This window comes from Nitrososphaerota archaeon, from assembly GCA_011605775.1.
Taxonomy (GTDB): Archaea; Thermoproteota; Nitrososphaeria; order Nitrososphaerales; family JAAOZN01; genus JAAOZN01.
Map to the genome: position 1 here is coordinate 1 of JAAOZN010000063.1, position 11,704 is coordinate 11,704.

General features: G+C 45.0%; 17 protein-coding genes and 1 tRNA gene. 12 read left to right on the forward strand and 6 right to left on the reverse strand.

From position 1 onward, the window contains the following. Window positions 1-199 precede the first annotated feature (199 nt). Window positions 200-273, forward strand: a tRNA-Lys gene (locus HA494_05745). Window positions 274-509: 236 nt separating this feature from the next. On the opposite strand, the gene HA494_05750 is transcribed toward HA494_05745, so the two are convergent. From HA494_05750 to HA494_05760, 3 genes are all read right to left on the reverse strand, one after another. Beyond that, a complete protein-coding gene (locus HA494_05750) occupies window positions 510-1,004 on the reverse strand; it encodes a hypothetical protein (protein NHV97274.1) in 495 nt (164 codons plus the stop codon). Window positions 1,005-1,350: 346 nt separating this feature from the next. After that, complete coding sequence (locus HA494_05755; protein ID NHV97275.1) at window positions 1,351-1,929, reverse strand: hypothetical protein; 579 nt, start codon at window positions 1,927-1,929, stop codon at window positions 1,351-1,353. An 8-nt stretch (window positions 1,930-1,937) separates the two neighbouring features. Beyond that, window positions 1,938-2,429 (reverse strand): hypothetical protein, encoded by a 492-nt coding sequence (locus HA494_05760; protein NHV97276.1) that lies wholly within the window; start codon window positions 2,427-2,429, stop codon window positions 1,938-1,940. 87 nt (window positions 2,430-2,516) lie between these two features. Here HA494_05760 and HA494_05765 point away from each other — a divergent pair, with 87 nt between their 5' ends. Continuing rightward, window positions 2,517-2,753 carry a hypothetical protein gene (locus HA494_05765; protein ID NHV97277.1) on the forward strand — a complete coding sequence of 79 codons (237 nt, stop codon included), beginning with the start codon at window positions 2,517-2,519 and terminating at the stop codon, window positions 2,751-2,753. A gap of 51 nt (window positions 2,754-2,804) precedes the next feature. On the opposite strand, the gene HA494_05770 is transcribed toward HA494_05765, so the two are convergent. After that, on the reverse strand, window positions 2,805-3,383 hold the full coding sequence (locus HA494_05770; protein ID NHV97278.1) for a hypothetical protein: 579 nt from the start codon (window positions 3,381-3,383) through the stop codon (window positions 2,805-2,807). A gap of 96 nt (window positions 3,384-3,479) precedes the next feature. Here HA494_05770 and HA494_05775 point away from each other — a divergent pair, with 96 nt between their 5' ends. The 10 genes from HA494_05775 to HA494_05820 are packed head-to-tail and all read left to right on the forward strand — an operon-like array spanning window position 3,480 to window position 11,271. Further along, window positions 3,480-3,962 (forward strand): hypothetical protein, encoded by a 483-nt coding sequence (locus tag HA494_05775; protein NHV97279.1) that lies wholly within the window; start codon window positions 3,480-3,482, stop codon window positions 3,960-3,962. After that, window positions 3,959-4,375, forward strand: coding sequence for a hypothetical protein (locus HA494_05780; protein NHV97280.1), 417 nt, complete (start codon window positions 3,959-3,961; stop codon window positions 4,373-4,375). Before HA494_05775 ends, HA494_05780 begins: the two co-directional genes overlap by 4 nt. Next, a complete protein-coding gene (locus tag HA494_05785; GenBank protein NHV97281.1) occupies window positions 4,372-5,013 on the forward strand; it encodes a hypothetical protein in 642 nt (213 codons plus the stop codon). Before HA494_05780 ends, HA494_05785 begins: the two co-directional genes overlap by 4 nt. Window positions 5,014-5,033: 20 nt before the next feature. After that, complete coding sequence (locus HA494_05790; GenBank protein NHV97282.1) at window positions 5,034-5,522, forward strand: hypothetical protein; 489 nt, start codon at window positions 5,034-5,036, stop codon at window positions 5,520-5,522. 12 nt (window positions 5,523-5,534) lie between these two features. After that, entirely contained in the window at window positions 5,535-6,086 is a 552-nt protein-coding gene (locus HA494_05795; protein ID NHV97283.1) for a hypothetical protein, read from the forward strand. After that, window positions 6,079-6,666 carry a hypothetical protein gene (locus HA494_05800; GenBank protein NHV97284.1) on the forward strand — a complete coding sequence of 196 codons (588 nt, stop codon included), beginning with the start codon at window positions 6,079-6,081 and terminating at the stop codon, window positions 6,664-6,666. Before HA494_05795 ends, HA494_05800 begins: the two co-directional genes overlap by 8 nt. 7 nt (window positions 6,667-6,673) lie before the next feature. After that, entirely contained in the window at window positions 6,674-7,387 is a 714-nt protein-coding gene (locus tag HA494_05805) for an AAA family ATPase (protein ID NHV97285.1), read from the forward strand. Window positions 7,388-7,391: 4 nt separating this feature from the next. Next, window positions 7,392-9,104 (forward strand): Flp pilus assembly complex ATPase component TadA, encoded by a 1,713-nt coding sequence (gene tadA / locus HA494_05810; protein ID NHV97286.1) that lies wholly within the window; start codon window positions 7,392-7,394, stop codon window positions 9,102-9,104. Further along, a complete protein-coding gene (locus HA494_05815) occupies window positions 9,101-10,627 on the forward strand; it encodes a hypothetical protein (protein NHV97287.1) in 1,527 nt (508 codons plus the stop codon). Before tadA ends, HA494_05815 begins: the two co-directional genes overlap by 4 nt. Continuing rightward, window positions 10,624-11,271, forward strand: a complete 648-nt coding sequence (locus tag HA494_05820; GenBank protein ID NHV97288.1) for a hypothetical protein — start codon at window positions 10,624-10,626, stop codon at window positions 11,269-11,271. The genes HA494_05815 and HA494_05820 overlap by 4 nt, the downstream gene beginning before the upstream one ends. Here HA494_05820 and HA494_05825 read toward each other — a convergent pair. Next, window positions 11,264-11,407, reverse strand: a complete 144-nt coding sequence (locus HA494_05825) for a YHS domain-containing protein (protein NHV97289.1) — start codon at window positions 11,405-11,407, stop codon at window positions 11,264-11,266. The two genes, HA494_05820 and HA494_05825, sit on opposite strands and share 8 nt — an antisense overlap. 23 nt (window positions 11,408-11,430) lie before the next feature. After that, the coding region (locus tag HA494_05830; GenBank protein NHV97290.1) for a heavy metal translocating P-type ATPase at window positions 11,431-11,704 on the reverse strand (274 nt) is incomplete at its 5' end.

The following is an 11,704-nucleotide window of genomic DNA, read 5'->3' on the forward strand; positions in this document are numbered from 1 at the left end:
AGATGTGTATAAGAGACAGGTTTTGCAGCTCTTTAGGGCTTCGAGCCCTTCTAGTGTTATGCTTTCTACTCCGCTTAAGCCTAGTCCGATGAAGTAGAGCATCGTTAGGTGTTGTGGGGTTGAGGATATAAATAGTCTTCAGCAAGTTGGGGAAGCAGCTTATATAGTGTTGTGGTTAAGTGGTTTGATGGTGGAGAAGGGGCCTGTGGCTCAGCCAGGTAGAGCGGCTGGCTCTTAACCAGTAGGTCGTGGGTTCAAATCCCACCAGGCCCGCTTAAACCATAGTATTAGTGTTCCTTGTTCAGCCTATCTTTACGCATTCTAGACATGTGCACCTCGATAATTTATATCTTTTTAACATTTCAAAATTTAAGCTTTTAATGGAAGAATTAAAAAGCAAAAATTTTTTAATGAGTTCGTAAATAGCGAATCATACTGAAGATTTGAAACTTAAAAGAGACTTTTAAAAATAAAGGGGGTGTATGATTTACTGGATCTTTCTGTGGTTTTTATGTTTCAGTGGGTGCCTCTTGTGTCGTGCGTAGGTTTCCGGCTGGCTGCATCATTAGTATTATGTGCTCTAATAGATCGACTTTCTCTTCCAATGATTGCTTTTTTGCGGCTATAAGTCTACTTATCGTAGGTAGACTTTCTTCTATTATTGCAATTATCTTTTCTAGCTCTAGGTTCGATAGAGGTTGTAGGAAAATTTTTCCATCTTTGTTTTTAATCATTAGTTGGGCTTCGCCAGCTAAATATGCTTCTTTTATGTTGTAGTAGGGGCATCCTAGTTTGTGGTAGGGGCATTTTAGTTTTTTCGGATCTATGGGTATGTTTTCCTTGATGTATACAAGCAGGGTCTTTAGGTCTTCAATAACTTTTTCAACGTAGTTCTTCTGTAAATCATGCATCTCAGCAAGAGATGTAAGGGTATTCTCTGTTTCTTCTATTACCTGTATCATTATCTGTTTGTTTGCAACAGAGGTGGTCTTATCTGCCATCATAGGTTCTAGAAGAATAATCGAAAGATAATTAAACCTTATGAACTTCACTTACAGAAAAAAATTTAGTTTCCTATTATGTAACCCGCTGATATTTTTTCATTAAAATAGTTTAAGTAGTGCCCGCTTTCCTCTTCTACTTGCGTTGGTTTAAATCCCACCAGGCTTGCATTTGATCTAATGTGGAGTAAACGAAAGAATTATAAAAATCCTACAAGACATAGTCACCGCGAGATAGTATTGATGGAATATCAATACCAACATATAGATGAATTAATCAGAAACCTATCTCTTAAGGGAAAAGTTGAGGCAACAAAACAACTAACTAAATTTTATGCCCACTTTCCTCTCAAACTTGCCACTTGTAAGATACCTTCGTCGGGTTATGCCTCAGCGCCTGAGCGACTACAGAGGGGTCTACGCCCTCCAAGTTAACCGCCTCCTCCACAACCCCCAACTCAGCAACAGCGAACCCCCTGGCCTCAGCAACCCTCTTCAACTCATCCATCACGATCCTCAACTCCCTACCGCTCCTCGGCCTAAAACCACCCCTCAGGATCGAGCCCAGGTAGATCTTCACCTCCCAACCCTCCCTAACCCTCTTAACTGCTAAGTCTGTTGCGGAGAAGCGCTGAGCCAACTCCTCAACAAAAGGAAGCCTCTCATCCCTAGAAGACGGGTTAGTGAGTAGACACTTAACAACAGGGACCTTCTCGGTGCAGCTGAAGAACCCTAAATGCACCAGGAGCGCGCCTTCAAGCATTATGCCGCTCCTAACAGCTCCAACAACCCTAACTGGCTGGTCCTCTGAGATGAGCATCCTACGGGCGAGCTCAGGAGGTATCGTGATGACTAGGCTGTTCCCGCTCCTCCTAACCGTGGCATCGAAGTATATGGGGTCGTATACCCACGCTTCCTGCTCAGCCATACCACCCATTAGGTACCGTTAGAAGACATAAATAATTTTGCGGTATTACATATGGTCAGATAATCCCCCTCGCTTATCCTCACCACACCGCCCTGCAGATACACGTAGGGGCTTTGCTTATTCTTCACAAAAGATAGGCTGCTGCACACGCTCCTAAACGGCAAAGGCTTAGGCCACACCTCAATATCAGCCAAATCCACAACGTGCGTGTATTTTTCAGGCAACGCTATACAGAGCCTCCTCTCCACATCAGATATAAGATAGGGTTGAGAATCTAAAACCCCACAACCAACCAGAAGAGAAGGCATATTCCTACTCCTACTACTCACATAGAAGACGACTCTATCACCCTTGCAGAGCTTCCTCCTATGCGCCGCGTATCTACTCAGCCCCCAGACCCTCTTCCTCACCCTATCCTCAAAGATGGTGAAAGCATCAACCACAGCATCGCCGCACCGATGATCCTTCACCACCAAGATGAAGTGGTTCAGACCCACCATCATCACATAGAAGAATCTTCCTCTAAATTAAGTTGACGGATAACACTCTGATCCAACGCCCTCCCCACAAGACGCTCAAGAGGACTCTTGATTAACAGAAGCCCAGCGGCGAAAACAGCAGTGGTAGCTACATCCAACCAACCAAAGAGCCAAACAGCATCAAAGAAGCTTAGCAGAATCAAGACGCTCGGACGAATCAAAAGTAAGAGGGCACCAAAAAAGAAGAGGCTCAACCCACGGCTAAAAGCAGAGTCCTTAAAAAGCCTACCTAAAAAGAAAAAGGATGTGAGGAGGAGTAAGGCTAGGATGGCCGAAGCCGCTTGAGCCAGCACGTCAACCCACTCCAACCTTCCTCCTCCTCTTAAGGGCACCCCTTCACCCTAGGAACATTACTGGATCCAAGGCAGGAGGCAGTCTTCTGGCTAATGTGAGCACCGCACCTTTAGGAGGCTTCAGCTCAATCTTGAATTCGTCGTTTGCTCCGAGATCGTCGCCTATCTGCTGTACATCTATAAAGACCTTGTATTTGTCACCATATCTGAGATACATGTCGGTATCATCTGCAAATATAGCCTCTACACTTGCTTTTGTCCCATCGTAGATGTTGTCTTCGTGCTTGTTTTTGCTGGTCCAGGTTATTACGAGCTTATCTTGGCTAAGGTCAACTGGAGATTTCCCGGCTGAGAGCTTTATGACGAAGCTCACATTATGTAACTTAGTTCCGTCACTTTTTGCTATTACTGCGCCGTCTATCTCCATAACTGATGACGCTTCCTCGATGCCTGCTGCGATGACTTCTTGGCTCTTTTGTGTAGACTGGAAGCCTATGTTCAGCACGGTGAAGGCGAAGGCTGAGGCGACGATGACGAATGCTATTAGGATTATCGCTGTCTCTAGCCCTGTGAGCCCTCTTCGCTGGGTGCGCCAACTTAGTTTATTCTTCTCCCGCGTCATATCGGTCGGTAGAATATCCGTGTAGCATATAGATAAGTTTTATGTCGGATTTAAAACTTATATAGATGCGACTTCTATAATAAAGGCGGGGTAGGTATGCTTGGGTTAGTGGCAGTTGTAGGAGAAGACCCCCAACCACTCTACGCCATAAGAGAGAAAGATACCGATTCGAGCAGCAACCTAGTCGACACACTACAAACCATCTTACCAAACCTACTCGGACCTATTGGTGCAGCTGTCCTCTTTTACCATCTAGGCGCAAGATTAGTAGATAATCTGCTCGAAAAACACAATAGTGACCTTTTGGAACTAAAAGAGGCTATAGTAGATTTCTTCGCCGAAAACAATCTTGGTAGAGTCAAAATAGAAGATAGCGTATGCATAAGCAGCCTCGCCATCTCCACAAAACCTCTGCCGCTAGCTGAAGGCGGCTCCATAGGCTGCTATCTCGTTCGCGGAGTATTCCAGAGGTATTTGAAGCACGTTAAAGGGTTTGAAGTTGAAGTCGAAGAGAGCCGCTGCGTGACTAAAGGAAGCAGCGTGTGCGAATTCAAGATTAAAGAGGTGGAGAAAGTTTGAAGCATCAGGCTCTTGTAGACGGACTTAGAAGCATCCTCAACACACTTAAAACTGAGTTAGGCGCTAACGCTTGCGCCCTTTATGATAAAAAAGGGTTACTCTTCGGAATCGGTCATCGCTCTAATGCACCCCTCCTATCTAAAGTCACCCAGCTGATAATATCAGTAGATAGCTTATTTGAGAGTAACGGTGTAGGGTGTTTAGACTATGTTCTTATCGCTACTCAGCAAGCTGGCATAGCTGTTGGGCGGGTCTTAAGCACCCCAACCACGTATCTCTGCTTAATCCTCCCAGATTCGGATGTACTGGGCTTAGCCTCACTTGGGTTGAATGTGGCTAGAGCTGAGGTTACTACACTACTAAGCAAGCTTGTAGAAAAGAGAAGCGAAAGCGGGTGTGAGCCTCTACTTTGAGCAGCAGTGAAATATCTGAGTTAGAAAAGAAAGTAAAGGCTATTGAAAAAGAGATACAAGAGATACGGGAGCCTCTCTACACAACCCTAACAGATCTAAGAAGCACAATAGCAGAACTTGAAAACCCCTTCAACTACATATCAAAAATGATCGAAGCAATAAACCCAAAGGACGACAAAAAAGAAGAGGGAAGCGCTAACAAAGCGGTTAAAGAAGCTGCTAACAGAGATGGCAGCGAAGATCGAGAGCTAGGAAGCGCTGCTGCAAAGAAAGGCACTAACAAAAACTTTGATGGCAGCGACGGCTTTAGGATTAATGCAGAGGAGTGGCAGCATCAGTTTAACATACTTGTAGTTTCAAACCTGCTGCTTGAAGTCTTCGATAGAGAGGAGTTGATGAGGGTTCTTGCTGAATATGTTAAAGATGGCTGGATAAGCAGAGAGCTCGCCAAAACTATTGAGGAGGCCGTGGATAAGCTTACAATTAACAGGAAGGGGGCTTTAGATGGCGTCGGGTTAGAGGAGCATCTCCTTACACTCTACATCCTCTACAAACTCTCCAACCAACCTAATGACCCAGTATTACCTCTTCTCTTGATTCTGCTGAATAGGCTTCGAAAATCTGGCAACGTTAGGTAACCAGCAGGTGATCAGCAGATTTGGCTTCAAGCACCATAGTATCTGAAGTTTACATAACAATCGCTGTCGTCATAGCGGTATCCGTCTTCTCAGCCTCGATATTCGGCAGCCTACAACGAGTTGTTGACATCGAAAGAGAGAAAACAGCAGATCTCAAGATAAAACTTGGCACACGTGTGGATATAGTCTTCGCCGCCCAATACAACGACACAGCGGTCAAACTTTGGATCAAAAACATAGGTGTCGAACCTATCCACCCAACCCTTATAGGAAATAAAGCCGACTTATTCTTCGGACCACGCGGTCTCTTCGAAAGAATCCCTTACGACTCAACCCCACCGACTTGGGTCTATGATTTAGTGAATGATAGAGACGGTGATGGCGTTTGGGACCCCTCTGAGACCATAGAAGTAACGGTGAACAGCAATTCAACACTATCTGCAGGAGACTACTATGTTAGATACGTCACCTACAACGGCGTATACGGCGAGTACACCTTCACAATTTAGGAGGCGGGTTATGTGTCTGGGTTCGCGGTTCTCGCCGCGATCGCCTTAACTTCGCTCCTCTTGCTATGGGTCAACATAATAATCTTGGAGGGGAACTATGTTAACTACGCAACCGAAGCTGAAGATGTCATTCAACGTATTACTATGGAGGAGAGGAAGGTAAAAGAAGCATATACTCTCTTGATCGTTGAAAAGAGTTCACAAACAATTACAGCACGCATCAAAAATACTGGTCTAATACCGCTCCCAGTCAACACCTTCACTCAATGCGATGTAATCGTAGCCTTTTATGATCTAAAAGCAAGCAGCTACTCCTCCTACTGGTTACCCTATAACACACAGAGAGCAGAAGGCTACTGGTATGTTGGCGGCGTATATAGTGGAGACAGCTTAGGTGAAGGCATCAACCCATTCAATCTAACCACATCAAGCGGTCACCTTGATCCCGGCGAGGCTATGCTTGTTATTGCCAAACTACCTTCCACCTGCGCTTTAGATGCCAACCATTCTTCAGCTATGCTGTTCGCAACACCTAGCGGCGCAAAGGTGGTGGGTGTTGGGTAGCCTATCTTCGCTACTGCTATTTGGCATCCTCTTCTTATTGCTGTTTAACTACATATCTTTCTCTGTAAATGCTGCCGATCTTGAATTAAGCCGCAGTTTAGAACTCTCCGAAATATCATACACCACCTATGTTGAGACAAATCTGATTCGCCTAGCAGACTTCAGAGTGAAGCGGCATAACGGTACTCTGATCGAAGAAGTTTCTTTTAATGCCACCTATCTGGCCCTTGGCGGGGTTAGAGCGCCTGATCTCCTTCACAGCAACCTAATAATAGCTTATGTGAAGATAGTTCGCGGCACATCGAACAACCATACACTCGCGCCTACTGTAAAGAGGATCCCCTACTCACATTACCCCCAATCTACAAGATGGTTTGTGTCATCAGTTTACAACGACATCATAGACCCCCTTGATATGTCTTTGAAATGCGGTGCTTGGAACAGCGGAGAAACCTTATCGTTGATCGTTGAATTCGCCCAAGACGATTTACCCTATTTTGAGCCAGACGTTGGTTTGGGGTACTTCTACATTCTACTGGATCTGCCTACAAGTGCGTGTGGGGTGATGGCGGTTAAGTAAGGAAACTATCCTACCTCAACCCAAGATTATCAGTTGGCATAATAACGAGCTTCAGCAGAAGCTAGGCGATATTCCTGTACCTACTTTGATGTTGATCGAAGGTGCAAATGATACTGGGAAGAGTGTGTTTGCTCAGCAGCTCACATATGGTGCGTTACGTAGCGGCTTGAAGGTCACATATATGACGACTGAGAATACTGTTAAGAGTCTTATTTCGCAGATGCTAAGTCTATCTTTTGATGTTAGACCTTATTTCCTTACAAAGTATTTGAAGGTTTACACCCTGCATGTTGAAAATATCGAGTGGCAGAGAGAGCGAGCGAACCGCCTCTTAGAGATCATAGTAAAGTATCTGACGGAGAGGTGTTTGGCTGATGTTGTTATAGTTGATTCCTTAACATATATGATAACATACGCAGACGATGAAGGTGTTCTAACATTCTTTTCAAGTCTACGCAATATTTGCGATAAACAGCATAAAACGGTAGTCTTGACCGTTCACCCCTATGCTTTTCCTCAAGACCTTTTGATTAGAGTCAGATCTATATGTGACGCTCATCTTACATTAGAAATTAAGACTGTGGGAGATAGAATCGTTAGAATACTCTTCGCCTCTAAGCTTAGAGGCGTAACTAGTGGGGCGGGTTCCGTGGTCGTAGCGTTTGAAGTGGACCCTGCTTTTGGGGTAAAGGTCATCCCGTATTCGCAGACGAGGGCGTAAGGGTATGGGTGGAGAGAAAAGTGAGCACGTAAACACGTTTCCAACCGATCTCCAAGAGGTTTTAGCGAGGAGACCGTATTTAAACCAGTATCTGAGCAAGCTTGGAGAAGATAATATCAGCACACCGGCTTGGTTTCTTACTTTGGATAAGAGACTAAACAAAGAAGAAGTTAATCTGATCTACCCTGTCTCTGAAGAGGTGTTCATACATATCTTCAGGCAGAAAAGCATGGAGCGGGCTAGATACATTATCATCGAGCCTACCCGTGGTCAAGATTTAACGCAAATTATGAATACGCTAGAAAACATCTTCGCTTACAAACTCGATGAAGAACATATTTACAGGAATATAGAGGAGAAGAAAGCGGCATTAAGTAAGCTTATCGACAGCACCCTGAAAGTAGACAACTCCTTAAAGGATCTTACTTACCGCATCACTAAGGGGAAGAACCCGACATTCTTAGTGAATGAGAAGACTAAAGAGCTGCTTGAGTATCTGCTAGTAAGGGACAAGATAGGTGTAGGTCCCCTTGAACCTATGATAAAAGATCCATATATTGAGGATATCTCCTTTAATGGCCTCGGGCCAGTCTTTGTTGAGCATAAGGTTTTTGGTAGCTGTGTAAGCAGCCTACGTTTCGATGACCAAGAACAGCTTGATGAATATGTTAAGAGGTTGGCCGAGCGTATAGGGCGACCTATAAGCTATAGGAACCCAATAGTGGATGGCACGCTTCCAGATGGTTCAAGGATAAACATAGTCTACGGGAGCGAGATCAGCAGACATGGTACGAATTTCACCATTAGAAAATTCTCTAAGATACCGATAAGCATAACCCAACTCTGCCTATGGAATACGATAAGTTATCTCCCAGCAGCCTACCTTTGGATGCTGTTAGAGTTTGGTATAAGTGTGTGGGTTTGTGGTGAAACCGCCTCTGGAAAAACAACGACTTTGAATGCACTCTGTGCTTTCATAAACCCTACGGCTAAGATCGTTAGTGTTGAGGATACTCCTGAGGTTACTGTGCCTCACGAAAACTGGATAAGAGAGGTGACCAAGGAGGGCGAAGGGGATGAAGGTAAGATCGACCTTTTCACCCTTCTTAAAGCTGCGTTGAGACAGAGACCAAACTACATTATAGTTGGGGAGATTCGTGGGCGTGAGGGTAATGTAGCTTTCCAAGCTATGCAGACAGGCCACCCAGTTATAGCCACTTTCCACGCAGCTACTGTGCAGAAGCTTATACAGAGGCTTACGGGCTCGCCGATAGAAGTGCCTAAGACCTACATAGACAATATAGGCGCGGTCGTTATACAAAGCGCTGTAAAGGTTCCGAAGACAGGGAAGATCGAGCGTAGAGTATTAAGTATAAACGAGATACTTGGCTATGATTCCGTAGAAGACCGATTTAATTACATCGAGATCTTCACTTGGGACCCGCTAACAGACGTGTTTCTGTTCAGAGGCGAGGGTACAAGCTACCTACTCGAAAATAAGCTGGCGGTCTTCTACGGTTACTCGAAGCGTGAGGTGAGGGAAATTTACAACCACCTTCGAATGAGGGCTGAGCTGCTTAGGCTACTTGCTGAGGCTGGTGTTACAGACTACTTTGACTTATGGTTCACCTTGAAGACGATAAAGGCGCTTGGAATCGAAAGAGCGCTTGAGTTGATGCGTAAGGGAAAGCTCCTCGAAGTGGTGAAGGCTCGATGAAAATTGAGGCAGTAAGTAAGGTCATACGAGTTAGATCAAGCATCGAAGGTAAGCAGAGGGGAAGAGCGGAGTTTCCCCTATTAATTTTGCTCCTTTACCTAGCAGCCTCCTCCAATCAACCACTACACTACATACTGGGTATCATCAGAAGTTCGCCCATAACACCTTTAGCTGGGTTCCAAAACCTCTTCAAAAAACTCGATTTGATGATCGATAAATGGAATTATAAGCAGGAATACGCCTTGAGCGTGGCTGCAAAACTATTCAAGGATCGCAAAGTCAGCGCCTTTTTACTTAGGCTCTCTCAAGCTCTTAGTGTCGGCACGTACTTCAAAGATTTTATGAAGATAGAGCACACCAAGTTCATCATTACAAGCCAAAGAGAGCATCTGAATCTGATAGATAGATTGAGGTGGATGGGTGAAGCATATTCTGCGCTTATTACAGCGGGCACGGTTATCTCAGTTTCTATGATCTCAGTCTCCACACTACTAGGTACGGCTTCCGCTACCCAGAGCCTCCAGCTAACATTAATAGGAGTCCCAGCCGCAGCCGCTGCTCTTACATTTCTTATAGCTAAAGTCAGCCCAAGATATGAGGTGGTGACTGATCTAGAATGCAGACCGCCTAGATTAACCTATCTCCTAAAACTTGGCAAGATTCTTTACGTAACTCTACTGGTTCTGACACCTATCTGCTTCTACATTCTGCATCAGCTGGGTCTAAGTTTCTATGGGTGGTCTTTAATGGCTTTAAGCGGTGCAGCTTTATTCACGTTAGGCAAATTTGGTCTAAGGGAAGTTAAGCAGATAAGGAACTTCGAGAGCCAATTTATACTCTTCATAAAAGTTTTGGGTGAAGCGGTGGCAGCCGCAGGTACACTAACCCAGGGGATTAGGTTGATAGCACAAAGTGAATTCGGCAAAATGACTAATCACATAAAGAAACTTCTCTCAAGACTAACTCTGGGGTTTGATAGCAACGTCTGCTGGCTAAACTTCGCTGCTGAAACAGGTAGCAGACTCATATCAGACTTTACACAGATACTCCTAGCCTCAACGAAGATAGGTGGGAAGATGAATGAGGTGTGTTTAACAATAGCCGATTGGGTCAATGAAGAGCTCGTCAGAAGAGCTAGACGTGAGCAAGCGGCGAATTATCTAAAAGGTCTAGTCTTCCCAATCCAAGGCACCCTCGTAGCCATCCTAACTATGACCACTGTTCTCATAGAGATTCTTAACCGATTCGCCTCCATACCGTCTGCAGCACCGATCCGCTTTGTTAGTCCTGTGGACCTGCATCTACTCGTCTTCTTCAACTTCACACTGCTCTTCGCTTTAGCGGTGATAAGCTCAGCAGCCATCTACTTTACAGACGGTAGCACTCTTTTCAACCTATATTATAACTTGGGTCTATTTCTGCTCGTCTCAGGGTTGGGTGTGGCAATCTGCCAGACGTTCGCCGTCAACGTGCTCAGCTTGTTTGCTGGTTTTGAATCTAAGGTAGGGGCGGTGATACCTTGAAAACACTATTGACAGCAGCAGTACTAACCCTAAGCACTATCCTATCGCTAGGCTCAGCCCTACTACTCACGTTGACAACACTTGGTGTCGTTAATCCAACCCTAAACCTCTACACCTTACTCGTCTATCTCATAGCAGCCTCACCCTCCTACTTTATCATGAAGACGCTGCTTGAAATCCTGAAAACGCAGACCGTAACTCAAACAAAAAATGAAAGCGAGTCTAAGGTAAAGAAGCTTGAGCAGACAGAGCAGCGAGTAAAAGAAGCCGAGGCTAAGCAAGCAGAGCAGCAAACATTAGAATCGATGGAATCAAAGCAAGAAGTTAAAGTCGAGGAGCCGAAGAATGTGGAAAAAGATAGAGAGCAGCCAAAGGCAAAGGCGACAAATGAGACAAAAATTAGCTTAAATGAGGAAAAAGCTAAGCAAGAGATCCTTAAAGCAGCAACTATAATTAAGACAAAATCGGAAACACCCTCTAACCTCGAACCACCTCAACCACTTAGCGGAGATAAAGAAGGTGCGAGTGGAGAAACCATAAAGATCTTCACACCTTTACTCGATGAGCTTAGAACGATACAGAATGAACTTAATGGATTAAAGTCGCGCTTAAGGAATATAAAGGAAGATTTGCCCTCTACTTAACATATTTCTGTGGGTTTTTGTCGAAAGCGTCTTTACACGCTATGCAGCAGAAGTAGTATGTTACACCTCTATACTCTGATTTAAACTTAGCCTTCTTCTCGTCAACATTCATCCCGCATACCGGGTCTTTAGCCAACTACCGCTCATACATCCCATCAGCTAACCTCTTTTTAAGGTTAAAGAGTTTGCGACTACGCTAACGGAGCTCAGGCTCATCGCTATCGCAGCGAAGATGGGGCTTAGCAGCCCTACTGCGGCTACTGGTATGAAGGCTGTGTTGTATGCGAAGGCCCAGAACAGGTTCTGTCTAATCTTCCTAAGGGTTCTTCTGCTCAGTTTTATCGCCTCAGCGACATCTCTTGGATCGTCTTTGATCAGCACTATGCCAGCTGCCTCCACCGCAACATCTGTGCCGCTCCCTATCGCTATACCC

Bases quoted from the DNA above. Each gene is read 5' to 3' on its own strand.
- HA494_05815 (NHV97287.1), top strand. From the start codon at position 9,101: ATGAAAATTGAGGCAGTAAGTAAGGTCATACGAGTTAGATCAAGCATC.
- HA494_05770 (NHV97278.1), bottom strand. From the start codon at position 3,383: ATGACGCGGGAGAAGAATAAACTAAGTTGGCGCACCCAGCGAAGAGGG.
- HA494_05775 (NHV97279.1), top strand. From the start codon at position 3,480: ATGCTTGGGTTAGTGGCAGTTGTAGGAGAAGACCCCCAACCACTCTAC.
- tadA (NHV97286.1), top strand. From the start codon at position 7,392: ATGGGTGGAGAGAAAAGTGAGCACGTAAACACGTTTCCAACCGATCTC.
- HA494_05760 (NHV97276.1), bottom strand. From the start codon at position 2,429: ATGGTGGGTCTGAACCACTTCATCTTGGTGGTGAAGGATCATCGGTGC.
- HA494_05755 (NHV97275.1), bottom strand. From the start codon at position 1,929: ATGGCTGAGCAGGAAGCGTGGGTATACGACCCCATATACTTCGATGCC.
- HA494_05750 (NHV97274.1), bottom strand. From the start codon at position 1,004: ATGATGGCAGATAAGACCACCTCTGTTGCAAACAAACAGATAATGATA.